Origin of the sequence: Bacillus sp. NPDC094077, assembly GCF_050279465.1 — a bacterium.
In the GTDB taxonomy this organism is placed as follows: domain Bacteria; phylum Bacillota; class Bacilli; order Bacillales; family Bacillaceae_G; genus Bacillus_A.
In genome coordinates this window covers 188,517-212,788 of record NZ_JBNNUF010000006.1, presented here as the reverse complement: position 1 = coordinate 212,788, position 24,272 = coordinate 188,517, and the positions used below count along the sequence as shown (strand labels likewise).

22 protein-coding genes and 3 pseudogenes are annotated in these 24,272 nt (G+C 33.8%); 20 read left to right on the top strand and 5 right to left on the bottom strand.

Annotated elements, in window-relative coordinates:
- Positions 1-227 precede the first annotated feature (227 nt).
- Together ACQKNR_RS17160 and ACQKNR_RS17155 are read left to right on the top strand one after the other, a co-directional pair.
- Entirely contained in the window at positions 228-3,578 is a 3,351-nt protein-coding gene (locus tag ACQKNR_RS17160) for a glycosyltransferase (RefSeq protein ID WP_427318963.1), read from the top strand.
- Positions 3,579-3,830: 252 nt separating this feature from the next.
- Positions 3,831-4,106, top strand: a complete 276-nt coding sequence (locus ACQKNR_RS17155; RefSeq protein WP_427318961.1) for an ArsR/SmtB family transcription factor — start codon at positions 3,831-3,833, stop codon at positions 4,104-4,106.
- A 366-nt stretch (positions 4,107-4,472) separates the two neighbouring features.
- Here ACQKNR_RS17155 and ACQKNR_RS17150 read toward each other — a convergent pair whose 3' ends face one another.
- Positions 4,473-4,796: a winged helix-turn-helix transcriptional regulator gene (locus ACQKNR_RS17150; RefSeq protein ID WP_427318959.1), complete on the bottom strand. Its 324-nt coding sequence runs from the start codon at positions 4,794-4,796 to the stop codon at positions 4,473-4,475.
- A gap of 124 nt (positions 4,797-4,920) precedes the next feature.
- Here ACQKNR_RS17150 and ACQKNR_RS17145 point away from each other — a divergent pair, with 124 nt between their 5' ends.
- The 5 genes from ACQKNR_RS17145 (at position 4,921) to ACQKNR_RS17125 (ending at position 9,513) form a co-directional block, all read left to right on the top strand.
- Complete coding sequence (locus ACQKNR_RS17145; RefSeq protein WP_427318958.1) at positions 4,921-5,454, top strand: NAD(P)H-dependent oxidoreductase; 534 nt, start codon at positions 4,921-4,923, stop codon at positions 5,452-5,454.
- Between the two features lie 134 nt (positions 5,455-5,588).
- Positions 5,589-7,091: a class I adenylate-forming enzyme family protein gene (locus tag ACQKNR_RS17140; RefSeq protein ID WP_427318956.1), complete on the top strand. Its 1,503-nt coding sequence runs from the start codon at positions 5,589-5,591 to the stop codon at positions 7,089-7,091.
- A 145-nt stretch (positions 7,092-7,236) separates the two neighbouring features.
- Positions 7,237-7,800, top strand: a complete 564-nt coding sequence (locus ACQKNR_RS17135) for a GNAT family N-acetyltransferase (RefSeq protein ID WP_427318954.1) — start codon at positions 7,237-7,239, stop codon at positions 7,798-7,800.
- The gene (locus tag ACQKNR_RS17130; RefSeq protein WP_427318952.1) at positions 7,797-8,501 is read left to right on the top strand and encodes an SDR family NAD(P)-dependent oxidoreductase; all 705 of its coding nucleotides are present in this window, start codon (positions 7,797-7,799) and stop codon (positions 8,499-8,501) included. Before ACQKNR_RS17135 ends, ACQKNR_RS17130 begins: the two co-directional genes overlap by 4 nt.
- Positions 8,502-8,613: 112 nt before the next feature.
- On the top strand, positions 8,614-9,513 hold the full coding sequence (locus ACQKNR_RS17125; RefSeq protein WP_427318950.1) for a PhzF family phenazine biosynthesis protein: 900 nt from the start codon (positions 8,614-8,616) through the stop codon (positions 9,511-9,513).
- Between the two features lie 35 nt (positions 9,514-9,548).
- Here ACQKNR_RS17125 and ACQKNR_RS17120 read toward each other — a convergent pair whose 3' ends face one another.
- Positions 9,549-9,758, bottom strand: a complete 210-nt coding sequence (locus ACQKNR_RS17120) for a hypothetical protein (RefSeq protein ID WP_427318948.1) — start codon at positions 9,756-9,758, stop codon at positions 9,549-9,551.
- Between the two features lie 85 nt (positions 9,759-9,843).
- On the opposite strand from ACQKNR_RS17120, the gene ACQKNR_RS17115 reads away from it, so the two are divergent.
- From ACQKNR_RS17115 to ACQKNR_RS17095, 5 genes and pseudogenes are all read left to right on the top strand, one after another.
- A complete protein-coding gene (locus ACQKNR_RS17115) occupies positions 9,844-10,593 on the top strand; it encodes a Nif3-like dinuclear metal center hexameric protein (RefSeq protein WP_427318946.1) in 750 nt (249 codons plus the stop codon).
- A gap of 186 nt (positions 10,594-10,779) precedes the next feature.
- Positions 10,780-11,616, top strand: coding sequence for an aminoglycoside phosphotransferase family protein (locus ACQKNR_RS17110; protein ID WP_427318944.1), 837 nt, complete (start codon positions 10,780-10,782; stop codon positions 11,614-11,616).
- 47 nt (positions 11,617-11,663) lie between these two features.
- Positions 11,664-12,488 carry a hypothetical protein gene (locus tag ACQKNR_RS17105; protein ID WP_427318942.1) on the top strand — a complete coding sequence of 275 codons (825 nt, stop codon included), beginning with the start codon at positions 11,664-11,666 and terminating at the stop codon, positions 12,486-12,488.
- A gap of 17 nt (positions 12,489-12,505) precedes the next feature.
- The gene (locus ACQKNR_RS17100; RefSeq protein WP_427318940.1) at positions 12,506-13,072 is read left to right on the top strand and encodes an SGNH/GDSL hydrolase family protein; all 567 of its coding nucleotides are present in this window, start codon (positions 12,506-12,508) and stop codon (positions 13,070-13,072) included.
- Positions 13,059-13,220 (top strand): annotated as a pseudogene (locus tag ACQKNR_RS17095) (S8 family peptidase); the annotation flags it as partial. The gene ACQKNR_RS17100 and the pseudogene ACQKNR_RS17095, both read left to right, overlap by 14 nt.
- 79 nt (positions 13,221-13,299) lie before the next feature.
- Here ACQKNR_RS17095 and ACQKNR_RS17090 read toward each other — a convergent pair.
- Positions 13,300-13,713, bottom strand: coding sequence for a hypothetical protein (locus tag ACQKNR_RS17090; RefSeq protein ID WP_427318938.1), 414 nt, complete (start codon positions 13,711-13,713; stop codon positions 13,300-13,302).
- A 1,496-nt stretch (positions 13,714-15,209) separates the two neighbouring features.
- On the opposite strand from ACQKNR_RS17090, the gene ACQKNR_RS17085 reads away from it, so the two are divergent.
- The 4 genes from ACQKNR_RS17085 (at position 15,210) to ACQKNR_RS17070 (ending at position 17,965) form a co-directional block, all read left to right on the top strand.
- Positions 15,210-15,827, top strand: a complete 618-nt coding sequence (locus ACQKNR_RS17085) for a DsbA family protein (RefSeq protein ID WP_427318936.1) — start codon at positions 15,210-15,212, stop codon at positions 15,825-15,827.
- A 240-nt stretch (positions 15,828-16,067) separates the two neighbouring features.
- Complete coding sequence (locus ACQKNR_RS17080) at positions 16,068-16,889, top strand: cytoplasmic protein (protein ID WP_427318934.1); 822 nt, start codon at positions 16,068-16,070, stop codon at positions 16,887-16,889.
- 4 nt (positions 16,890-16,893) lie between these two features.
- A complete protein-coding gene (locus tag ACQKNR_RS17075; RefSeq protein WP_427318932.1) occupies positions 16,894-17,286 on the top strand; it encodes a nuclear transport factor 2 family protein in 393 nt (130 codons plus the stop codon).
- A gap of 154 nt (positions 17,287-17,440) precedes the next feature.
- Positions 17,441-17,965, top strand: coding sequence for a nuclear transport factor 2 family protein (locus tag ACQKNR_RS17070; RefSeq protein ID WP_427318930.1), 525 nt, complete (start codon positions 17,441-17,443; stop codon positions 17,963-17,965).
- A 211-nt stretch (positions 17,966-18,176) separates the two neighbouring features.
- Here ACQKNR_RS17070 and ACQKNR_RS17065 read toward each other — a convergent pair.
- Positions 18,177-18,398 (bottom strand): annotated as a pseudogene (locus tag ACQKNR_RS17065) (DUF5123 domain-containing protein); the annotation flags it as partial.
- A gap of 278 nt (positions 18,399-18,676) precedes the next feature.
- Between ACQKNR_RS17065 and ACQKNR_RS17060 the strand changes: the two are divergent.
- The 4 genes and pseudogenes from ACQKNR_RS17060 (at position 18,677) to ACQKNR_RS17045 (ending at position 22,960) form a co-directional block, all read left to right on the top strand.
- Positions 18,677-19,738: an oxidoreductase gene (locus ACQKNR_RS17060; RefSeq protein ID WP_427318928.1), complete on the top strand. Its 1,062-nt coding sequence runs from the start codon at positions 18,677-18,679 to the stop codon at positions 19,736-19,738.
- Between the two features lie 44 nt (positions 19,739-19,782).
- Complete coding sequence (locus tag ACQKNR_RS17055; protein WP_427318926.1) at positions 19,783-20,520, top strand: GntR family transcriptional regulator; 738 nt, start codon at positions 19,783-19,785, stop codon at positions 20,518-20,520.
- A 710-nt stretch (positions 20,521-21,230) separates the two neighbouring features.
- A pseudogene (locus ACQKNR_RS17050) lies at positions 21,231-21,383 on the top strand (L-serine ammonia-lyase, iron-sulfur-dependent, subunit alpha); the annotation flags it as partial.
- A 257-nt stretch (positions 21,384-21,640) separates the two neighbouring features.
- Positions 21,641-22,960: an aromatic amino acid transport family protein gene (locus ACQKNR_RS17045; protein WP_427318924.1), complete on the top strand. Its 1,320-nt coding sequence runs from the start codon at positions 21,641-21,643 to the stop codon at positions 22,958-22,960.
- Positions 22,961-23,959: 999 nt separating this feature from the next.
- Here ACQKNR_RS17045 and ACQKNR_RS17040 read toward each other — a convergent pair.
- Complete coding sequence (locus ACQKNR_RS17040; protein WP_427318922.1) at positions 23,960-24,157, bottom strand: hypothetical protein; 198 nt, start codon at positions 24,155-24,157, stop codon at positions 23,960-23,962.
- Between the last annotated feature and the right edge of the window lie 115 nt (positions 24,158-24,272).

The following is a 24,272-nucleotide window of genomic DNA, read 5'->3' as shown; positions in this document are numbered from 1 at the left end:
AAGTAAATAATGAAAATCAACAAGGGAACAACGGTAGGGGGTCTCAGCAAGGAAATAATGAAAATCAACAAGGGAACAACGGTAGGGGGTCTCAGCAAGAAAATAGAGGCCCTCAGCAAGGGAATGAAAAGAAGAATACATAGAAAATGGAAGTGGGAGATTCATTTCAAAGCTAAAAGGGTTTATTATTCTATATTTCTATTAAGAAGGAGTATGTAAAAAATATAATGAAGAAAAAAATTCAACAAGAGAAAGATAAAGCAAAACCTGTTTTTTATGATCCTAAAGGAAGAAGAAACATAGCTTTTAGTTGGTTGCTATGTATCTCAATAGTTAGCTTAAGTATTGTATTTTATTTTTTCTTTCAAAGTATTTTTTCAACGCCAGAAATTCCAAATATGAATACCGCTGTACAACAAGATAATAAACTTGTACCTATTAATCAAAAACTTAGTGATCAGCAGTTAAAGAAGGAAGAATTCAAACCAAATACCGGAACGAAGGATAACAAAAATTTGGTTAATTCGTCGAACGATAGTAAAAACCCTAAAGAAGTTTATGGTTTTTATGTAAACTGGGATGAAAACAGTACCGCTTCTTTAAAAGAAAATATCGATTCATTAACCACATTAGTACCAGAATGGTATCACTTACAAGCAGACTTAACAATTAGTAGTGAGATAAAACCTCAGATAGTAAAGTTAGCAGAAAAAAATCATGTGAAAATTATGCCTTTACTTACTAACTATACAAAGGAAGCTTCGGGTCCTGATAGTGGAGTTGTTCATAAGTTACTGAATTCCCCAGATGATGTAAAGACAAAGTTTATTAATAATTTAGTAAATCAAGTTGAAAAGAATCGATTTTCGGGTATTAATATTGACTTTGAGGCAATACCCGAGAGCGATAGAGAAAACTTAATAAAATTCATGCAGGAACTTACTATGGTCTTTCATAAACATCATTTGCTCGTTACGCAAGATGTCCCTGCTAATGATAAAGCTTTTGATTATGGTACGTTAGCCAAAGTAATAGATCGAATGATCGTAATGATGTATGACGAGCACTATGGCGCAGGGGCACCAGGACCAATTGCTTCAAATAAATGGTTCGAACATACGCTCAATGAACTAGATATACCGTCTGAGAAACTTATAGTCGCTTTCGGTAACTATGGATATGATTGGGAAGTAAATAGTAAAGAAGCTGCGAAGTCTTTAACTTTTTCAGAAGTGATGGCAATGGCTCACGATTCAAATATAAAAATTCAATGGGATAAGATGAGTGGAAACCCTTATTTTAGGTATAAAACAGAAGGGAAAGAACATACTGCTTGGTTCTTAGATGGTGTTACTCTTTATAATCAAGTGAAAATCGCAATGAACAACAATGCAAAGGGGTTTGCATTATGGAGATTAGGAGCAGAAGATCCTACTATATGGAAAGTTTTAAAAAATCCTATTGAGGTACAAAATAATCCTGATGCATTACATAACATTGCTAGTTTAGATGAAGTGAATTATTCAGGACAAGGCGAAATTTTACAGATTGAGAATGAAAGACAAAATGGATTAAGAGATTATAAAGTGGGTAAAAATAGTTATCTGACAGAGGAAGTATATCAATCATTACCATCTGCATACGACGTGCAACGCTATGGAAAACCAAAAGGAAAACAAGTAGTATTAACATTTGATGATGGACCAGATCCGAAATACACACCGGAAATTCTAGATATATTAAAAGAGAATAATATAAAAGCAGCTTTTTTTGTACTTGGTGAAAACGCTCAACTAAATGCTGGTATTGTGAAAAGAATATATGATGAAGGACATGAAATTGGCAATCACACCTTCAAGCATCCTAACGTAGCTAATACGTCTTTACTACGAACAAAAGTAGAGCTGAATACAACGCAACGTCTAATTCAAGAAATAACTGGACATTCTACTGTTTTATTTAGACCACCATATGAAGCGGATGCTAATCCAGATTCATCAAATGAAATAATGCCTATTTTGCGTGCGCAAAATATGAACTATACAATGGTGGCAGAAAAAGTTGATCCTGAGGACTGGGCGACACCATCAGCAAATGAATTGGTAAAGCGTACACTTACCCCCATTTATAAGGGAGAGGGAAATATTATTCTTCTTCATGATGCAGGAGGGGATCGTACCCATACGGTAGAGGCGCTGCCGATCATAATTAAAGACCTTAAAAAGCATGGATATAGTTTTGTAACAATTTCAGATTTAATGAATAAAGAACGAGAGGAAGTTATGCCTCCTGTTTCTTCTGAGGGTAAGCAATATTTACTTTACAATAAAGCTGTCTTTTCAGGAGCGGGATATGCAAAGCATATATTAACAACTATTTTTTATATTGCTATTGGATTAGGTATTTTCCGATTCTTATTTTTACTTTATTTTGCATGCAAGCAGAAAAAGAAAGTAAGCGCTCGCTTATTTACTAATTCTTTTTATCAACCTTTCGTTACTGTTGTCATAGCAGCATATAATGAAGAAAAGGTAATAGCAAAGACGATTCGCTCAATTTTGGATAGTAATTATAGAGAGTTTGAAGTTATTGTTGTGGATGACGGATCGAAAGATGGTACGTCAAAAGTACTGCAAGAAACATTTTATAAGCACCCTAAAGTCCGTTTAATTCAGAAAGAAAACGGAGGGAAATCATCGGCAATGAACTTAGGGTTTCAGCAATCACGAGGAGAAATCATTGTCACTTTAGATGCGGATACTATTATTGCGCAAGACGCTATTTCTCTAATGATTAGACACTTTGAAGATCATAATGTAGCGGCAGTTTCAGGGAATGTTAAAGTCGGAAATAGACGGAATTTATTGACTGCTTGGCAACATGTTGAGTATATTACAGGATTTAATTTAGAACGCAGAGCTTTTGATGAATTAAATTGTATTACAGTAGTTCCTGGAGCTATTGGAGCATGGCGTAAGCAGAATGTAGTTGAAGCTGGATGTTTAAGTGAAGATACATTAGCAGAAGATACGGATCTTACTATAACGTTTTTACGTCAAGGACATAGAATTGTATATGAAGAAAAAGCATATGCTTTTACGGAATCACCTGAAGATGTGAAAAGTCTCATTAAACAAAGATATCGTTGGTCATATGGTACACTCCAATGTCTTTGGAAGCATCGAAAAGCGTTGTTTCATTCAAAACATAAAACATTAGGGTTTATTGCATTGCCCAATATGTGGTTATTCCAATATGTTTTGCAATTCATTGCTCCTTTAGCAGATATATTAATGATTATGGGGTTATTTGGTAGCAATCCGCTAAAAGTATTAGGATTTTATCTTGTATTCTTTGTCATAGATCTTCTCGCTTCACTATTTGCATTTAGATTAGAGAAAGAGAATCCCAAACCATTAGCATGGCTAATTTTACAACGCTTTATTTATCGTCAATTTATGACTTATGTTGTCATTAAATCTATATTCTCATCGATTCGAGGAGTAGCAGTAGGGTGGAATAAACTAAAGAGAATGGGGAGTGTTAAACATTCCACGGAACATAAGGAGGCATCATAAGAGAGCTGATTATCTGCTCTCTTTTTCATTGATTTTAGTTAGTTGAATATAGAGTAGTAACATAAAACCTTCTGCTTCCATAACGAAATTTCTATTCATTACTGATCGTGAGACGTTATGTTAAGACACTCCTTTATTTTCGGACTAATGTTTTTTTATATTTTTTTAAAAATGACGGACACAAAAACGTATATGCTTTCGAATTATATATATGGATATCATTAATATTTATATAAAAGGGGAGAAATAAACATGAAAGAAAAAAAAGAAATGTATGCAGAAATCGCTGAAGTATTAAAGGTATTGGCACATCCTGTCCGTCTATCCTTAGTAAAAATAATGCTTGCAAAAGGTGCTACGAATGTAACAACAATGTATGGGAATTTACAAATGCCCCAAAGTACAATTAGTCAACATTTATCCAAACTAAAGGCTGCTAAAATCGTAACAGGTACTCGAAAAGGATTAGAAATTTATTATGAGGTAACGGACAATCGTACAAAGGCGATATTAGCAAGTTTAGTTTAAATGCTGACTTTCTAGACTTCAAAATTAAGAAGAGGATACGAAAGTAATTCTGTGGTTATAATTTTTAAGACTCTTAAACAAGAGCTATATTTATAAGAATATGTAATTTTCCTTCCCTACAGTTAGTTCTTTTGAGAATTCAGCGTTTTGTTAGCTTCATAGTGATATTAGGGTAGTAATACATCGGTATCAAGCTAAAATTTTATAGTGCCCCCAAAAACGGAAACTTTTTGTCTTTTATAACAAAGAAGCTCATTTTGGGGGTAATCTATTTTCTTAACTTAATAGTTATGTGACGATACTCCGATTACAAAATTTCAAAAGAATTATTTGCATAGAAGATGTAACAAAGTAGGTAGGGTTCTTTTAGTCATTTAATCTTTTCATCTGATGATCTTTCCCCCATTCAAATAGTTCATCCATAATTTGCATTAAAGATTTTCCGTATTCACTTATTGTGTACTCAACCTTTGGTGGTACTTCTTGATATACGGTACGATGGATAATCCCATCAGCTTCAAGTTGCCGAAGTTGTTGTGTAAGAACTTTTTGTGTAATGTTTGGAATTTCTCGTTTGATTTCATTTGTTCGCATTCTTCCATCCATCAACACACATAAAATATGAACTTTCCATTTTCCGCCGATTACATCGAGTGTCGTTGCAATTGGACAGTCATCATTTTGATTCATATAACACCTCCAAAGGTACTTCAAGGTTCCTATAGTACTTCAAAGTACGTACTTTTCAATTATATGTAACTCATTCATACTAAGACTAAAGGGTTTGAATTATTTATAAGGGGGAAGAAAATATATGAAAACACTTGTAATTGTAGCACATCCTGATATTGAAAAGTCTCGAATTAATAAAAGATGGGTAGAAGAACTTGAGAAACATTCGGATGAAATTACGGTGCATGAACTATATAAAGTGGCACCAAATTGGGAGTTTAATGTTGAAGAGGAACAAAAGCTGTTAGTAGAACACGACAGATATATATTTCAATTTCCACTCTACTGGTACAGTACACCACCATTATTAAAAAAATGGTTTGACGATGTATTAACATATGGATTTGCTTACGGATCAAAAGGGGATAAAGTAAAGGGGAAAGAATTTGGTATAGCTATTTCTATAGGTGGATTAGAAAAAGACTATAAAAATAGCGGAATCACAATGGATGAGTTGACGAAACCATTTCACGCTACATGCCTATATACAGGTATGGAATTTATACCTTCATTTTATTTATATGGTGCAGAGTACAAGTTAAGTGATGAAGAAATTAATAAAAGTGCACCTGAGTATGTGCAATATGTTATGAACAAGAAATATTCTAATATATAAAGAGAAATAGCCATTTACTTGTTTAGTAGATGGCTATTTTTTATTTATTTTATATTCACTAAGTATAATCTTTAGTAAATTAATAGTTAATCTGGTAAAATAAAAATCCTAACATATATAAAGGGGAGTTTTACTTGAGAACGATGCGACAATTATTACAAAAAAGAGCAATGCAATCACCGAATTTGGAAGCGCTTGTAGGAGGAGAGAAAAGGTATTCGTTTCAGCAGTATAATGAACGAGTAAATCAGCTTGCACATTATTTGTTACATAACGGTGTGCAAAGAGGGGATCGTATAGGAATCCTATGCAAAAATAATCACCCGTTTCCAAGCGTTATGATGGCAAGCTTAAAAATTGGTGCGGTATTTATTCCGCTAAATCATCAGCTTACTGTTTATGAATTAGAAACGATTGTAAAAGAAGCAAAATTAAAAGTATTAGTTATTGATAATGAATTTAGTGAAGTTTTATTAAAGATTGATACAGTTAAAGAAATTCCTTATGTAATTAAAACGACAAAAGAAGGTTTTGGTTCATTTGAATTAAAATTACAAGAACAGCCAATTACAGAGCCGAACGTAGAAGTTCATGAAGATGATGATGCGATTTACTTATTTACTTCAGGAACGACTGGACAGGCAAAAGCATGTGTAATTGGTCATAAAAACTTACATTATTATTTTACTGAGATTGCGGGGCAAAGAGAAATTCCAGCAGGTGAACGCTTTTTATCAGTGCATCCATTGTTTCATATGAGTGGGGTGCTTTCTATTTTAAATTGCATTTACCATGGTGTTACGATGATATTCTTAGCTGATTCGAACCCTACTCTAATTTGGGATAAGATCGAAGAAGAGAAAATTACTACGATGCTTGCATTCCCGGCTGTTTATAGTTACATGCTTGATGAAATAAATAAAAAAGAGCGTAACATTTCAACCTTTAAAGTAGCACAAAGCGGTGGCACAAAAGTGCCAGAAACACTCATTCAAAAATATATGGAAAAAGGAATATACATGGTGCAAGGTTATGGTAGTACAGAAGGTTGGATTGTAACCTCATGGCATCCAATGATGGGAAAAGAAAAGATGTCTTCTGTAGGGAAAACTCTTAAACATGTAGAGTTAAAAATTGTTCATCCAGAAACAGGTGATGAACTACCAACAAATGAAGTTGGAGAGATTCACGTAAGAAGTCCATATATGTTTAAAGGATATTGGAATAATGAAAAGGCGACAAAGAAGGTGGTAAAAGATAATTGGTTTAACATGGGTGATGCTGGCATGATAGATGACGATGGATTCCTACATATTATGGGAAGATATAAAGACGTTATCGTACGCGGTGGTGACAATGTATATCCAGATCAAGTAGAAGATGTAATTCATGAAATAAATGGTGTTTTAGAAGTTGCAGTAGTTGGAATTCCAAATGATTTTTGGGGGGAGATTCCAACAGCTTACATTGTAACAGATATTCAAACATCTTTAACAGAAGAAGAAATTATTCAGCATTGTAAAGAAAAACTGGCAAGTTATAAAATACCAGAAGTTGTATTCATGGAAGAGTTACCGAAAAATGCTTTAGGGAAAGTGTTGAAGAGGGAATTAAGGGGTACTTTTCTTGCAAAATAAAAAAGTTATCAAATAATGAGGAATCCAGTTATGCAGTAAGCATAACTGGATTTTTGTTTATAAAAAACATAATAATTTACTAGATTTTGTATTTTGTGTAAGATGATAAAGAATATTCAATTAATAATCAAAGGATGAGATGTAAATGAAGCTACCGTTATTAGAAGTAGAGACAGAGAGACTCATTATCCGTCCGTTCCAAAAAGATGATTATGAAAGTTGGATAGATGGATTCAATAAGAGGTTACCATCTCAATATAAATATGACGATGGCTACCAAGTTATGGCATCATCAACAAAAGAATGGTTCACGGAATGGATAAGAGGTTTTGATGAAACAGCACATCGAGATGAGATGTACGTATTAGGCATTTTTCGAAAAGAAGATGGTGCCAATATCGGAAAGCTAGAGCTTATAAAAATTTTACGTATGGATTATCAATGGGCAATGATGGGCTACTCTATTCATAATCAATATTGGAAAAATGGATACGGAGTAGAAAGTGTAAAAGCTGCGCTGTCGTTATTTTTTAATAACCTTTATTTTCATAGAATTGAATTACATATACATATTGATAATGAGCCATCCGTTCGTTTGGCGGAAAGAGCGGGATTTACTTTTGAATGTAAGAGAGTGGCGTTTTCTTTGGGGAATGGTAAGTGGGCAGATTTTCTTATTTATTATAAAAATAAGGAGATGGATAAATGAAGGTATTTATTACAGGTGGAAATCGTGGATTAGGGTTACAGTTAGTAAAAGTATTTCATGAAAATGGACATATTGTTTACCCGCTAGTTAGAAATAGGAAGGCGATAGAGCAATTGAATAAGGTTTTTACTTCTAGATGTTTCCCTGTATTAGCAGACTTGTCAGATGATGAGAGTACTGAGTGTATTAAGAAGCAGGTTGAGGAGTATACAGAGTATATTGATCTAGTTATAAATAACGCTGGAATTCCTGGAAAGGAGACTGAGGTTTTACATACAAATTCAGAAGAGTTAATGGGACTATTTAACGTTCATTGTTTAGGTGTTATTCGAGCAATAAAAGGTACGTATTCGGCTTTAACTAAATCAAACCATCCGAGAATTATAAACGTATCCTCTCGTTTAGGATCTTTACATAAAATGTCCGGAAAAGAATTTCCACAAGGGCAGTTCTCATATTCATATCGAATTGCGAAAGCTGCACAAAACATGTTAACACTCTGTTTACAACAAGAGTTTGCGGATAAAGGAATTCGTGTAACCGCAATTCATCCTGGAAAACTAAAGACTGAAATCGGTGCTTTTGATGCGGATATGACTCCTGCTGAAGGAGCTCAAAATATATATGATTGGGTAATAGATTCAAATGAGGACGTTTCAGGGAAGTTTATTGAACCGGGGGTAGGCGAGTTAAAGTGGTAAAGTACGACTTTACAAGTTTTCAAAATCTATTTGGATTTTCGTGAGAATTATGAAATGGTTTGCTGTATGTAATAACAATTGGAAAGTTTGAAGAAGGTTAGGGGATAAGAAAATGAAAAACATAAACGTACTTCATTACGATGCATTTACGAATAAACCGAATAAGGGAAATCCAGCAGGTATTGTATTAGAGGCAGATGGATTAACGGAAGAGGAAATGCAGCGTATTGCTAAAAAAGTTGGATTTAACGAAACATCTTTCGTTCTTTCTTCAGAAGTAGCAGATATAAGAATGCGCTATTTTACGCCTGGTTATGAAATGGATTTATGCGGCCATGGGACAGTTGGGGCTATATATGCCTTGCGTGAAAGAGGTTTATTAGAAGAGAAAACAAATCTTACGATTGAAACGAAGGCAGGGATTTTACCAATACAAATAGCTGTAAATGAAACTGGAGAAAGCTTTATTAAAATGAGACAAGCAAAACCTAAGTTTAAAGATTTTACAGGTTCAAAAGAAGAATTAGCTCATAGTATTGGTTTGGAGGTAAACGATTTAGATGTAAGTTTACCAATTGTATATGGAAGTACGGGTAATTGGACTGTGATTGTACCTATTAAAAATCTTGATGCATGTGAGAGAATGAAACCTAATAATGATGTATTTCCATCGGTTTTAAAAGAAGTACCAAAGGCTTCTATTCATCCAGTTTGTTTAGAAACTTATGATGAACAAGTGCAAATGCACGGTCGTCATTTTTCATCAGCTAATGCTGGAACGGTCGAAGATCCAGTGACAGGGACTGCTTCAGGAGTAATGGGAGCGTATTATGCGATGTATTTGAATAAGGACTTTGATCATGAATTGAAGTTAATTGTTGAGCAAGGGCAAGAAATAAATAAAGATGGTCGTGTAACGGTGTATGTAACAAAAGATATAGAAAATGATAGTCTACAAATAGATATTGCAGGGACTGCAGTGCACGTAAAAAATTTTGAAATTTCAATATAGAAGAATGAAGCCCAGCATATAGCTGGGACTGTTTCTTATCTGTTCAACACTTCAATATACGAAGCATCTCCCGTTGTTCTTAAAGCGGAGCGGAAATTATTATTTTCTAACGTTTCAGCAACTTGTTTTAATTGTTGTGCGTCATCATGATGAATAATTAAACTGTCTACACCACTTTCTTCTATATGAATGTGTTCGACGTTTCCGATTGCATCATGTACAGCTTTTAAAAATTCAGGTTTCATATTTGTCCTCCTATACGTATGTAACATTGTTATTTAGTATTTCCTTATTTTTGAAATATAAAAGTAAATGAAAGGAGAAATAAAAATGAATATAACACAGTTTAAAGAGCATATAACATTACTATTTGAAGAGCATCTTCATAAATATGGAGATGATGAATATGGTTTTACTCATATTAGTAAAGAGGAATTTCACAAAATAGGTTACACAACTAATCTGACGCTAGAGACGATTGAGGAAGCATATAAAAATGGAGTCGATATGATAGTTACACATCATGCTCCTTGGAGTTTTTTATTTGGCATGGAAGAGGCTTGTATTGAGAAATTAAAACAATATGAAATAAATCACTTTTGGATTCATTTACCGTTAGATTTTGTAAAGTTCGGAACGTGTACGTCTTTGTTTCATGAAATTGGGATAGGTACAATACTGGAATACTCCAAGTATGAGGAAGAAGAGTTACCGGGAATAGGAGAATATGAAGAAGCGATTCCATTTTCAAACTTGGTTGAAAAACTTGAAGAGAGAATGGAAGAAAAAGTGAAGAGCTGGAGGAACCATGATAAACCAGTAAAACGAATTGCAATTTTAACCGGTGCAGGAAATAATACAAATTTGATTGAGCGAGCATTAGAAAAAGGTTGTGACACATACATAACAGGAGAAAAAACATTATATACAGTGCAACATGCGAAATTTAAAGGCATTAACTTAATTGTAGGTAGCCATACGTTTACAGAAGTGTTTGGTGTAGAAAGCTTGGCTCATCAATTACAAGAAAGAGATCGTGCAATAGAAATTACTAGATTATATGAAGAACATTTGGAGTGAAAAAATCGCATCGCAATATCATTAATGGAATGAATTATATGATGAAATATTTAAGGAAGCAGTTGCAATAAAACAAAATTATTTTTTGTAATATTAAGATGTTAGGAGGGTTTTCCTTGTGTTTGTCAAATAATAGTAAGGTTGTCTTTTGAAGTGAGGGAATCTTCGGAATTAAAGGGTGAGGGAATGGACATTTCAGTAATCGCTGAACAACTAGTTAATGAGAAGGTTATTTTACATTATCCACAAAACATTAAAGGATTGAACGGAGGGACGACAAGTACGGTATATTTGTTGGACGGACAATACGTTGTAAAGCTGAATGAATCGGAAGTGATACGTGAAGAAGCTTATTTTCTTCAGTTTTATAAAAGGAATGAGTCGTTTCCAATGTTATTGTATAAGGATCCTTTAAATCGATATATTGTTTACTCATTCCTTGAGGGGACTACTTCGTACAAACCGAGCCATAAACGGAGTATACTTCGCAAACTTGTAAAGGAAGTTATCAATAAGTATGAAATAGTTCCGAAGGCGAGTGGCTGGGGATGGAAGGGAAGTCAGGTTCAATCTTGGACCGAATTTTTAACAGCAAATGTGAGGGAAGCTCACGGAAATATAAGACCGTATATAAGTGATGAAGAGTATAGACTTGTTCTTAAGTTAGCAAATAGTCCAAATAGGGGTACTGTAATAAATCAGCCATTTTTATTACATGGTGATCTTGGATTCCATAACTTTATATTCCGAGAGAATAAGCTGTACGGTGTAATTGATCCTTTACCGGTCGTAGGAGATCCTATATATGATTTCATTTACGCGTTCTGTTCGACTCCGGAAGATTTAACAAAAGAAGCAATTGATTATGCGATGAAACAATGTGTGTTTCATAAAAAAGAACGAGATTTATATGAGGAAATAGTCATAGGCTTATATTTGCGTATAGATACGTGTTTAAGACACCACCCAAAAGATTTAGAAGATTACTTAGTAGCTTGGTGTTATTGGATTAATGAGATTTAATATATCAATTATCAGCTTAATAAAAATTTAGGGATGGGAGAATCATTATGAAAAATTTTGTTTGTACAACGTGTGGCGTGCAGTATGCAGCGAGTGTAGAGGAACCAGTGAGTTGTCTTATTTGTAATGAAGAGAGACAATATATTCACCCGAAAGGACAATCTTGGACGACTTTAGAAAACCTGCAAACGAGTGATACATATAAAAATGAAATAATCGAGGAAGAGAATGGACTTTATAGTATTACAACAAAACCAGAGTTTGCGATCGGTCAAACGGCATTTGTAGTAAAAACAGAGTCATATCGTTTACTATGGGACTGTATTACTTTATTAAATGAAACGACAATTGAGAAGATAAAAGAGTTGGGAGGATTAGATGCGATTGCATTATCTCATCCTCATTATTATTCAACGCAAGTAGAATGGGCAGAGACATTCGATGTACCAATTTATATACACGAAGATGATAAAGAGTGGGTGATGCGCCCAAGTAGTCGTATTATTTATTGGTCTGGTGAGTCTTTACAATTAGCTGATGGATTAGTCATTCATCGTTTAGGAGGACATTTTAAAGGTGGATCTGTCTTACATTGGGAAGGAGGTAATGATGGAAAAGGGATTTTATTAACAGGTGATATTATTCAAGTTGTAGCGGATCAACAGTGGGTGAGCTTCATGTACAGCTATCCAAACTTAATTCCACTTCCAGCGAGAAAAGTGGAGGAGATGGCGAATCGAGTAAAGCCGTTACAGTTTAATCGCTTATATAATGCTTTTCACAAAGTAGTAAAAGAAAATGCGAACGAAGCAGTAGAACGATCTGCTGAAAGATATATTGGAGCGTTAGAAGGTAAATTATTTCATACGTAAGAAGGAGAGCTAGCCTAATGAAAACGTTAGTATGCTTCGGTGATAGTATTACAGCTGATGATGCATTTTTCGATGGAACACCAAGATTAACGCCAAGATTACAAGGGGTGTTTCCGAATTGGAAAGTGGTGAATGCAGGTGTTCCGGGTGATAATACGTTTGATGCGCTAAATAGGATTGAAGAAGATGTACTATCATATAAACCAGATTTCGTAACAGTTTTTCTTGGTACGAATGATGCAGTCTCTTTTGCTCAAGTACCATTACAAGCTTATAAAGAAAACTTAGAGAAGATAGTGGATCAGATTTCATCAGATAAAGTACTACTTATTAGTCCTGCACCAGTTGATGAAGAAAGACAGCATAATAGAACCAATAAAGTGCTCGGGCAATATGCAGACGTAGTAGAGGAAGTGGCGAGGGAAACAGGAAGTCAATTTTTAAATTTATATGCTGAAATGATTCAAGAACAGCATTATAAAAGATTTGTAGAAGATGATGAAAAAGATGGGTTACACTTTGGACCAGAAGGCTATGAGTATTTAGCTAACTTAATTGGTGAAAAGTTAAAAGGGATTTCTTGAAGAGGCCCCCTTAGGAATTAATGCTCCTTATGCTTGGGGAATTAAAGGGGAAGATGGTCAAGGAGCAACTTTTGTAGATTTGGAAGAAGGCTGGTTATTAAATCATGAAGATTTAGTCAGTCAAAATATTAAATTTATGTCTGGAAAATGAGTAATTTTAAAGGTATATCCCGTTGGAAGGATATACCTTTTTGGTTTTTTGAAAGAGGATAATGAAATTTTAATTGTTAGTTAAGTTTAGAAACTGCAAATTTAGCTGTGAAATTCATCTTCTTCATGTACGAAGAATTTGCTCCTGCTTGAAACTGTACAGAAATATTACCGTCTTTTTGTGCTTTGAATACGCGACCATATGGTGAATTAGCATTGTAGGTGCCAATTACTTGGTTATCTGCATCAAAGATCGTATAAGAAATTGGGAACCCAGAATTTTGTACAAAGACTGTAAGTTCTTCTCCTTTATGGAGATTAAATGTTTCCTTTTGAGACACTTCATAAGAATTCATAGAGTAATATTTTGTAACTTCTTGAATTTCTAAATTCGTAGTTGCTGCACTTGCCTTTGTTGCCTCTGCACCTGGTAAGTTCATACCTGACAGTACTGCAATTCCTAGTGCCCCTGCTAAAATAACTTTTTTCATAATACTAGTTCCTCCTTTAATATATTGTGAGATTTGAAAAGGAAGTGAAAAATACAACCTCATGAAACCATTATAGTTACAACGAGAATAATTTTCAATAGAGGATGATATGTAATTCTGCATACATAAAGTAGCGATATAAGGTAATCTATTCGAGCTTTGAAATATTCTTAGAAAGAAGGGGAGGACAAATTTTAAAAATTACGAATGGGATTGTAGCTGAATTTTACATCCTTTGATCCTATAAGTGAATATTTTTTTGTAAATAAAATATTTCAATGTTGATAAAGTTTTACCGGCTGGGATTATTAGACAAAAATGATAAATTGTGTGTTGCAATAAAGAGGAAACAAGGTACACCATCCTGATAATATTGTGTACATTTAGTCTATGTATGTCGTTTGTATTAGAAAGTAAGAAGTCTCTTAAAAAGAGACTTCTTATTTTTTGTATGGAAGGGGGATTACAGATGATTGATTATTACCAAATATTTTTAATTACCATGGCAGGTATTGCTTTATTTTTTTATATATAACATGCAGGAAAGCCAACGAAAAGAAACAAATGGAAGTTCTTTATTGTAGTATTTTTATTTTTCTTTTTGAATTATTTATTTCTTAAATTTTTATAGAGAAATATAGGCTTGGGTAAGTTTTAAATTCTAAAATAAAAGAAAAAGGAAGGTGTAACCCTTCCTTTCATTATCCAGTATGTCCATGTGAATATTAAATAATATTATTAAAATATATACTATAAGATGTGAAGCGAACTCATTATTTAATTTAATAATGTAATTGGCGCTGTGTGCATTGTATCAACGTGTCCATCAACATGTTTTAATAACTTTAAAATCGTTTTTTTTGTATTTATTGTTAGTTATAAACGATCTAAAAATAAAACTAATGAATAAAGACCCTGGAGAAAATACAGGGCCGGATACAGGGTTAAGGTGACGCATAATTTCTTATCAAGATAATAGCATATATATTTTGAGCGAATTACTAAGGGTTTTGACAAATTTAATAACAAGAAGAAAGTTTTTAATACTAGAATTCTAAAAGCATTAAGGTAGAAATTTAATGTTTTCGGTAAAAAAGAATTGACTTCTATAATAGTTGTAACTAAAATGGTTACATAAAGTTGTAATCATTCGAGTTACATCCAATGCCTTTTTAAAGTAAAAATAAGATTTAAATATTTAATTAAGGATGGTGGCTCACACGTTGTCGCCGGTGTAGAAAGTTACTAATGTATTAAAATCAATGCATATTCCGAACTTTAGTATTTTCTTCTTTGGGGGCTTTAATTTGGAACGCTATCTTTTGTTAAAAATCTTAGCTGATCTTTTTTGGAAGGGTTAGTTTTGAAAAATATAGTAAGGTAACTCAAAAAAGAACAAGATATAAAAAAAGATGTACTTATATAAACCAGGAAGTTAGCTGAGAATTTTAAGTGATAGCTGGACTGGTTAATAAAAATAAAGGTAGGAGATTTAAATGAAGACGAAACAAGATAACCTTATATACGTATGGGATGCATATTGTGGATGGTGCTACGGCTTTTCAGAAAGTATTAAAGGATTTTACAAAAAACACACTGAAGTGCCGTTAACGGTTTTATGTGGAGGGTTATTTTTAGATAATTTACCAATGAAAAACTTCTCATATATAGAAGAGGGAAATAAAAGAATTAATCAACTTACAGGTGCAGAATTTGGTCCTTCATATCAAAAATTGGTGGAAGAAGGGACTTTTAAAATGAATTCGAAAGATGCTGCAATTGGCTTTTCGGCTTTACGCTCATTAGCGTCAGACCGTTTGTTAGAATTCACTTCGGCTATGCAAAAAGCGTTTTATTATGAGGGACAAAGTCTGAGTGATCCTGAAACATATCGTAAGATTGCAATTGAGCATGGTTTGGATCCTGAACAAGTAATAGAGCGTTTAAACGCTCAAGAAACAATACTAGATGTCCAAAACGATTTCAATAAGGTTCGACAGCTTGGTGTTAATAGTTATCCTTCATTACTTTTACAAAGGGATAATCAAATTATCCCTATTGGTGGTGGGGTAATGACGCCAGATAAAATTGAAGCACGTTTTAAAAAAGACTAGAAGTGGATGGACTTAAATTTTTTTGTAACAGTCATAGTTTCAATTTGTTTTTTAAAAGAGTGCAATTTTAATTTTACTATAAGCTACAAACCTGTTAGCTTACGCTAACAGGCATTCATCTCCTACCTATTTGCTGGTGCTATCACACCTTCAGGCAAATTAAAGAGGGGAGCTTCTGTCGGAACAAGATAAAAATGTGTTATCTATTTAATAACTTTACCAAAAGGAGAATAACATTCTATGTTTAAAACAATCGATACAAATCAAAAAGATGTGAAATTGACGGTGTTTAGTTCAGACGAAAAAAGTTTTATGGTCACTGCAACCTTAGTTGAGAAAGAAGGACATGCATTTTTAATAAACTCAAAATTTACTCAATCTGATTCGAGAGAAATTGTTGATTATCTGAAAAAAAACAACTTATCTTTAGATAAAATCTTTATTATTCATGGGGATCCTGACTATTATTTTGGATTGGAGAGCATTAAAGCGGCGTATCCAAAAGCAATTGCTTATGCGACAGAGTCTACTGTTGAGCATATTGTTCATTCTGTCTTAGGGAAATTAAAAGTTTGGAAAGACGCCCTAGGAGAAAACGCACCAAGCAACGTGGTATTACCTCAAGTGTTTAAAGAAAAAACGATTGATTTTCAGGGGTTAACATTTGAACTCGTAGGCTTAGATAATTACAGAACTAGCTTATTTAATAACGAGTTAAAATTATTAATTGGTGGTATTGATATATTTAACGAAATCCATGTTTTCTTAGCAGATACTAGCTCAAAAGCAGCAATGGAGGCATGGATTGAAAACTTGAAAGTATTACAAGCATTAAATGCCGACATAATTGTACCGAGCCATGGATCAATCGAAAAATCATTAGATAATCAAGCAATTAATGCAACTATGGATTATCTGAGAACTGCAATTCAAGCTTCTGAAGAAAGTAAAACTTCAAAAGATTTTGTGGCGAAACTTGAAGCGGCATATCCTGACTATGCAAATAAAGGTGTATTAGAATTAAGTGCAAAAGTTGTAACAAAAGAAATGCCTTGGGGTTAATGATATGAATAAATATCAAAAACTATTACATGAAACGTATGTGTTAACTGGTGAAGGAAGATTAGATGCTTTCAAAGCATATTTAAGTGAAAATGTATCTTGGACAGAAGCTGCTGGATTTCCATATGCGGGCACTTATATAGGTCCAGATGAAGTAGTGAAAAATGTACATGAACGTCTTGGCACGGAATGGGATAACTATAGTGCAAAAGATGAAATTTATACATTTAATAACAATACTGTTATCGTGTATGGAAAATATACTGGGACATATAAAGCTACAGGGAAATCATTTATAGCAGATTTTTGTCATCTATATGAGTTTGATGAGAACGATAAGGTTAAGAAGTTTATTCAAATTGTGGACAGTGCAACTGTTAATGAAGTATTAAGTTAGAATCGATGGTTTTAACTTATCTTGTATAAGGGGTAGTGTGAGGATAAACGAATTTTCCTGACATTACCCCTGGTAACACATTTTTGGGAAGGTTTATCCTTTTTCAAGTGTGTTATCGAATATAACTTATAATGATTAGAAGAGGTAGGTATATATGAAATTAGAGAAAAATTTAATAGTAATAATTATTTCTGTGTTTATTTTAGGAGTTGTGTCAACTTTGATATTTCAAGCTTCCACCGGTAATAACAAAGGTAACCCAATAAAGAATGAAAATGTTGCCTCAGTATCAAAAGAAGTGACAGAAAAAGAAAAGAATAAAAAGACGGTAGTTGATTTCTATAATGAAGTTTTTAACAAACATAATATCGATATTATCCCTAAATATGTAAGCGAAGATTATAAGCAACATAATCCTTTTGTTGGTGATGGACGAAAAGCCTTCATGGATTTCTTTAAGGAGGATTTTGTTAAAAATCCTAATTCCTCTGCAGAGATAAAACGTGTAGTAGCTGAGGGAGATACAGTTGCTCTTCATGTACATTCTCGTGCTAATTCTCAAGATAAGGGAGTTGCTATAGTGGATATATTTCGTATAAAGAATGGTAAGATTGTCGAGCATTGGGATGTAATTCAAGAGATTCCAAGTGAGACAGCTAATGATAATACTATGTTTTAGGTAGAAAATATATTTAATAATTGTTAAATTGCTAGAGATGTATAGGATCTAGAAATTTAGATTATTTATGTATAAGATAAATAATATGAAGGAGATGTCCTAGGTATGGTGCAAGGACATCTCTTTTTGTTTTAACAAGATTTAATTTAAGTGCGTATTGCATGTATTCTCTTATAACTTAATACTAAAACAGCATCGTTTTACAATTAGATTACTGTATTAGTTTGAATGGAGGGGGGAATATGCTAAATGTACTATGTTGCTCATTTCCTTCTTGGTTCATACTTGCTTGATAAGATGGAAATCCTTTATACGTTTTTCTTTTCCATTGCCACAAACCATTATTTTGATTGAATTCACCATAGTAATGATTGTAATCAAGTTTGTTTTCGGTGTTTTTATTGAAATTATTGCTAATAAAAATACGGTTATTAATTAGTCGCAGGGAAGTTAATTATACTTTGTAATCTCGTAGAAAGAGATTTCTATAACTATAAGAGTTGGCGGGAGACTGATGGAGAATAAACTTGAAATAATACGGAAAGAAATGGACATGGATCAAGTGTAATTTGTAAAAGTGTGAGATAGTACGCGGGAAAATAAGATTCGTCAATTTAATATATAATTTTTTCAATAAAACTATATACTTTTATTGAAAAAATATATAATAAACATAGACACGAAAATTTATGAACAAGGAAGTTGAAGAACATGACATTAACAATGGGCTTTATCGGGTTTGGGAAATCAGCTAACCGTTATCACTTACCTTATGTAAAAACACGTAAAAATATAAAAGTAAAAACAATTTTTGCCCGACAAATTAATGAAGAATTAGCGGCTCCATATGAGGAAAAAGGAGTTTATTTCACCACTGATTTGGACGAATTGTTGAATGACAAAGAGATTCAATTAGTGACGATCTGTACGCCAGCACATACGCATTATGAATTGGCAAAAAAAGTTATACTTTCTGGGAAATCAGTTGTCGTTGAAAAACCATTTTGCGATACAGTTGAACATGCTAAAGAATTATTAGCTTTAGGCCGAGAAAAAGGTGTAGTAGTTATGCCTTACCAAAACCGTCGTTTTGATGGTGATTTCTTAGCTGTGAAGCAAGTTGTTGAACAAGGATTTCTCGGTGAAATTATTGAGGTTGAATCACATATTGATTACTTTCGTCCTGGTTCAATCACTCACGAAGGTCCAAAAGAAGAAGGTTCATTTTACAGTTTAGGTATTCATACGATGGACCGCATGATTTCACTATTCGGTCGTCCGGATACAGTGACATACGATATTCGCAATAATGAAGTAGAAGGTGCGGTTGATAACTATTTCGATGTTGGTCTACATTACGGAAATCACTTGAAAATTAAGCTAAAAACCAACCATGTTGTAGCGAAAGATTATCCGCGCTTTATCGTTCATGGAACAAACGGATCATTTATTAAATATGGTGAAGATCAGCAGGAAAATGATCTGAAAGCGGGTATTATGCCTGAAAGTGCAGGATTTGGTGAGGATTCACCGATGTACTATGGAGTTGCTAAATATCGCAACGCAAACGGTGACTGGATTGAAAAACAAATTAAAACACCGCTTGGTGATTACGGTCGTTTCTATGATGCAGCGTATGAAACAATCGTAAATGATGCGACAAAACTTGTGAAAGACGAGGAAGCGGTAACGAATATTGAAATCTTGGAAAACGGATTTGCTGCACCATCACCTTCAGTTTACAAACTTGAGGCTTTAAATTGGAACGAATAGAAGGTAGTTAAGCAGAAAATACAGCATAAAAGGAGGATAGGGAAATGGCAAGCGGATCAACTCAAGTAAAATACCTCGGCATTTATCAAAAAATTAAACAGCAAATTTTAGACGGTGAATATAAAATCAACGAAAAAATCCCAAGTAGCCCCGTCCTTGCTGAAGAATTCGGCGTTTCAGCCCTCACTATTAAAAAAGCGCTGGATCTGCTAGTTAGAGACGGCTACATCATCCGCCGGCGCGGAAGTGGAACGGTGGTTCAAGATTGGCGTCAGCAGGAAAAGGCACGAATGATTCAAACCTTATCAGGTACGAAAGCTGTTTACGGCAGTGAGGTGGAAAGTAAGATTATCGAGTTTACGATTGTCGGTGCCGATGAAATAATTGCTGAAAAATTGGGGATGTCAGTCGGTGATTTCGTCTATAAAATCATTCGCCTCCGCATCATCCACAGTATTCCGACGATTATGGAGCATACATGGATGCCGATTTCGGTCATCCCAGGTGTTGAAGCTTCGGTTTTAGAGGAGTCGATATACTCACATATTCAAAATAGACTTGGCCTAGAAGTGGGAACATCCGTTGTCAGGGTCAAAGGAATTCGCCCAGATGATAGGGAAAAGCATTTTATGAACTTAACAAATCAGGATTTCCTAATGCGAGTCGAACAGGTAGCCTACTTGACGGACGGACGCACTTTCGAGTACTCTTACGCCGATCATCTGCCAGAAACCTTTGAATTTGAAACAGTCATTACCGCAAAAAATTATAAAGATTCATAAATGTAAACAGGTTGGGGCAAGTTTTGTCTCAACCTGTTTTTTATGTCTTCAATATCATTTACACATGCAATGAAACGATTCAGGCTCTATATAAACAAAGACGAAATCTTTAGTCAGACTCCGTCTCTTCTACGTGCATAGAATTATAAAATTAGTATCACTTCAATTAATGGCTTTCTTCATACTAAAAGTTCATTTTTCGTTTTAAAGTATTTGCTTTTCTTAGCTTGATAGTAAAGTTTTGACCCCCGAAAGGAGCTTCTTTTTCCAGTAAATGTATATAAATTCAATATAGATAATATATATTCTGAAAATTGATTTTTATATTTTAAAAATATCTATATTGATTATTTATCACAATAGCTTTCGTGTCTAAAATAAGATCTTTCAATAAAGGGGAATATAAGTATCTTTATAATGAGTCCTCCCAGATAAACAATGTTCTATTTTGATTTTCGACTAACTAATCCAGCTTCAAACAAATGGAGCCGTTACTACATGATAGCTGAAATTTATTATATATTGAAAATTCTGCCCGCTGAATATTTCTGAAAATAAAAAAATATTAAATTTATAAATATACACGTTATAATGAGGGCGTCGAGAGATAATCTATTATCTCTGGAGAAAATATAAAAAATGCGATTACTTTAAGAAAGGTGTGTGAGTAGAAGGGAAATGTATTCAAAATGCTTTAAGTAGCAGGCAGAGCGTTAGTTGGTGTACATAATAGCATCAATGCTGACGAAGTTATTGAAGTGGTGTATAGGGTTGGAAGACAAATGCCTCGTAAATTAAGAGAGGCAGATTTAGCTCGAATTGCGGAGATTATTATTAAAAGTAAAAAAGAGGGAGACAATTAAAGTAGTTAGGGATTCTATTCTATATTGTTCTCTTAAGGGTGTTTTTATATCGCGAGAGCCAGTATTGCAATTAAAATGTTTTGTGAACGCTAACAAATCCATCAGGTTGATGACTTTCGAATTTTTCGATTTTGATTAACTTAGAAGAGGTACATACGATGCGTGGCACCCTGTAAGTAATTCGTTTTTCAAGAATGTTCTATATTCCTAAGCCTTAAAAAGAGACGTAAGAATAGGATACAAGGAGGAATTATTATATGAATGGGAATACTGCAAAAAACATAGAAATTCAAGCTGAAAATAATGCAGTCAAAAATGAGAACTATCTAGATCCGAAAAAGTGGCATAAGCAGGATACTACCTGGGCATTGAGCCTATTTGGAACAGCAATTGGAGCAGGGGTACTCTTTTTACCGATTAATGCAGGTTCAGGTGGTTTATTATCATTACTGTTAATTACATTACTTGCATATCCAGTTATGTATTACTCACATAGGGCGCTTGCTAAAATGATTTACACTTCTAATTCTGCTGATGAGGGGATTACAGGGACAATAAGAGAGTATTTCGGAAATAAGGCAAGTATCATTTTTAACATAGTATATTTCGGTTCAATTTATACAATCGTATTGATGTATTCGGTTGCGCTTACAAATACTGCAAGTAGTTTTATCGTGCATCAATTGCACATGCCGGAGCCTCCAAGGGCCATTTTATCTCTTGTATTAGTGCTCGGCCTTATAGCTATACTAAATTTTGGTCAAGATATTACTGTGAAAATCATGAGTATGCTAGTGTATCCTTTCATAGCTTCTCTACTTTTTATCGCAATATCTTTGATTCCACAGTGGAATACGTCAATGCTTAGCTTTTCAAGTGTTTCTACTGCTTCAACAGGAACAGGATATTTGGGAACGATATTGATGATACTACCAATTATAGTATTCTCATTTAATCATTCACCTATGATTTCATCATTTGTTGTGAAACAGAGGGCTACGTATGGAATAGAAGCTACTGATGCCAAATGTGCTCAAATACAAAAAGTTTGTTATATCATGACATTTGTTGTTGTTATGTTCTTTGTTTGGAGCAGTGCGCTAAGTTTGACTCCAGATGATTTAAAAATGGCAAAAGAACAGAACTTATCAATTCTTTCATATCTTGCTAATGAGCTTAATTCGCCTGTAATCACTATTGCAGCTCCTATCATTGCTTTTGTGGCTATTACAAAGTCTTTCCTTGGCCATTATATAGGAGCATATGAGGTAATGCGTGACATGATTATGAAATTTGGTAAAACACGTGGAAAAGTTATAGAGGAAAAAACAGTTAAGACAATGATCCTTACTTTTGTCGTACTAACATGCTGGTATGTTGCTTATACAAATCCAAGTATTCTTGGACTTATTGATTCTCTTAGCGGTCCATTAGTTGCTGCTATCTTATGTCTATTACCGATGTATGCGATCAGTAAAGTGCCGGTACTAGCTAAATATAAAGGGAAAGCGAGTAATGTATTTGTTATTGTTGTAGGTGTACTTACGGTCTTAGCAAGTATTAAGTCATTATTCTAATTCAATATTGTTGGTTCTGTTGTAACAATAGTGGGATATAAAAAAGAAGGAGCAAGTTTTGAATAATCTTTTTTCAAAACTTGCTCTTAAAATATTGTAACGAATTAATTTTTTATAAATAAGTTTAATCATTTATTGTTTCGCTTACCCTAATTTCATTGATGTGAGGTTATAATCATCAATTGAAATATTTTTACTCTCTATAAACATGGGTGAAGTTTTTTGTACAAGGGGGTATTTGCTTTAATCACTTGATAGCAATGGGATAGCGTCACATCGCCATCAACATAAGAAAAGTAAATACCCAAAAATGAGAAAATTGGCATCTCCAGGTAGAAATGTACAATTTTTTTTGTTTTGGGGGCGTTATAAAATTTTTAATTTGATGGGCATGGGGTCTCGTCATACGAATGCGTATTTACAACGTTAAGAAATTGTCTATATGTACGATCTTATACAGACGGTGCACCAGCAGCATTTTTCTGCAAAATCCCAAAAAGACTTATAGTAACTGTGTTCATACGCCTTTGCATAAAAAACTGTAAGGACGTATTGTAAACAAAAAACCTCAAAACGCTGTACTATCAACGTTTTGAGGTTTTTTGTGTTCCTAAACTTTCATTTGGGAACGTTATTGCCTATGTGTTTGTATAACTTAAAACCTTACTGCATTATAGTTTATAATTGCAGAAAATCATTCTAACGCTTTATTAAAGTAGAACATCGTCGGTTGAATTTTGTTAAGGATGAAAATTTGGTGAAATAAAAAGTCATGAATAAAAGGAAAAATCTCTGTGGGACAGGGATTCAATAAGGGAGATATTGTTGTCGTGCAATATCGAAATTTGGTGTATGTGACAAAAAAGATATCGAATTTTCAGTATGTTTCGATAGTTAATGTGTCAGAAATGTGTATGGGTCCCATATGGAAGTGTTATTTAAATAGGAAAAGGGAAAAGAATTAAGTTCACTCGTTCTTAAGATTTTCCCCTTTGAAATTTACTGTTTATTCGTTGTTCTATATACGTCTGAAATTGATAAATCTTCGCCATGTAAAGCTTGAGTACTGTCCTTCTTGTTTGAATCATGTGCCCCCTGAGATGTTTCTTGCATTTGCTCTTGGGCCTTACTAGGGGTATTCAGCGCATCCAATGACACATGATCAAGTTGCTGACTTAGTAGATTTTTTTTATCCATGTTATATAGCTCCTTTTTGAATTTAGATATAAAAACGATGTAATTTTAAATAGTTACGTGGGTATTATGTATATTTGAATGGAATTATATACACAAACTATATTGAGAAAATAAC

What these genes read in the sequence shown, in the direction of transcription:
- ACQKNR_RS17160 (WP_427318963.1), top strand. Translation starts at nt 228, where the DNA reads ATGAAGAAAAAAATTCAACAAGAGAAAGATAAAGCAAAACCTGTTTTT.
- ACQKNR_RS17155 (WP_427318961.1), top strand. Translation starts at nt 3,831, where the DNA reads ATGAAAGAAAAAAAAGAAATGTATGCAGAAATCGCTGAAGTATTAAAG.
- ACQKNR_RS17150 (WP_427318959.1), bottom strand. Translation starts at nt 4,796, where the DNA reads ATGAATCAAAATGATGACTGTCCAATTGCAACGACACTCGATGTAATC.
- ACQKNR_RS17145 (WP_427318958.1), top strand. Translation starts at nt 4,921, where the DNA reads ATGAAAACACTTGTAATTGTAGCACATCCTGATATTGAAAAGTCTCGA.
- ACQKNR_RS17135 (WP_427318954.1), top strand. Translation starts at nt 7,237, where the DNA reads ATGAAGCTACCGTTATTAGAAGTAGAGACAGAGAGACTCATTATCCGT.
- ACQKNR_RS17130 (WP_427318952.1), top strand. Translation starts at nt 7,797, where the DNA reads ATGAAGGTATTTATTACAGGTGGAAATCGTGGATTAGGGTTACAGTTA.
- ACQKNR_RS17125 (WP_427318950.1), top strand. Translation starts at nt 8,614, where the DNA reads ATGAAAAACATAAACGTACTTCATTACGATGCATTTACGAATAAACCG.
- ACQKNR_RS17120 (WP_427318948.1), bottom strand. Translation starts at nt 9,758, where the DNA reads ATGAAACCTGAATTTTTAAAAGCTGTACATGATGCAATCGGAAACGTC.
- ACQKNR_RS17115 (WP_427318946.1), top strand. Translation starts at nt 9,844, where the DNA reads ATGAATATAACACAGTTTAAAGAGCATATAACATTACTATTTGAAGAG.
- ACQKNR_RS17110 (WP_427318944.1), top strand. Translation starts at nt 10,780, where the DNA reads ATGGACATTTCAGTAATCGCTGAACAACTAGTTAATGAGAAGGTTATT.
- ACQKNR_RS17105 (WP_427318942.1), top strand. Translation starts at nt 11,664, where the DNA reads ATGAAAAATTTTGTTTGTACAACGTGTGGCGTGCAGTATGCAGCGAGT.
- ACQKNR_RS17100 (WP_427318940.1), top strand. Translation starts at nt 12,506, where the DNA reads ATGAAAACGTTAGTATGCTTCGGTGATAGTATTACAGCTGATGATGCA.
- ACQKNR_RS17090 (WP_427318938.1), bottom strand. Translation starts at nt 13,713, where the DNA reads ATGAAAAAAGTTATTTTAGCAGGGGCACTAGGAATTGCAGTACTGTCA.
- ACQKNR_RS17085 (WP_427318936.1), top strand. Translation starts at nt 15,210, where the DNA reads ATGAAGACGAAACAAGATAACCTTATATACGTATGGGATGCATATTGT.
- ACQKNR_RS17080 (WP_427318934.1), top strand. Translation starts at nt 16,068, where the DNA reads ATGTTTAAAACAATCGATACAAATCAAAAAGATGTGAAATTGACGGTG.
- ACQKNR_RS17075 (WP_427318932.1), top strand. Translation starts at nt 16,894, where the DNA reads ATGAATAAATATCAAAAACTATTACATGAAACGTATGTGTTAACTGGT.
- ACQKNR_RS17070 (WP_427318930.1), top strand. Translation starts at nt 17,441, where the DNA reads ATGAAATTAGAGAAAAATTTAATAGTAATAATTATTTCTGTGTTTATT.
- ACQKNR_RS17060 (WP_427318928.1), top strand. Translation starts at nt 18,677, where the DNA reads ATGACATTAACAATGGGCTTTATCGGGTTTGGGAAATCAGCTAACCGT.
- ACQKNR_RS17055 (WP_427318926.1), top strand. Translation starts at nt 19,783, where the DNA reads ATGGCAAGCGGATCAACTCAAGTAAAATACCTCGGCATTTATCAAAAA.
- ACQKNR_RS17045 (WP_427318924.1), top strand. Translation starts at nt 21,641, where the DNA reads ATGAATGGGAATACTGCAAAAAACATAGAAATTCAAGCTGAAAATAAT.
- ACQKNR_RS17040 (WP_427318922.1), bottom strand. Translation starts at nt 24,157, where the DNA reads ATGGATAAAAAAAATCTACTAAGTCAGCAACTTGATCATGTGTCATTG.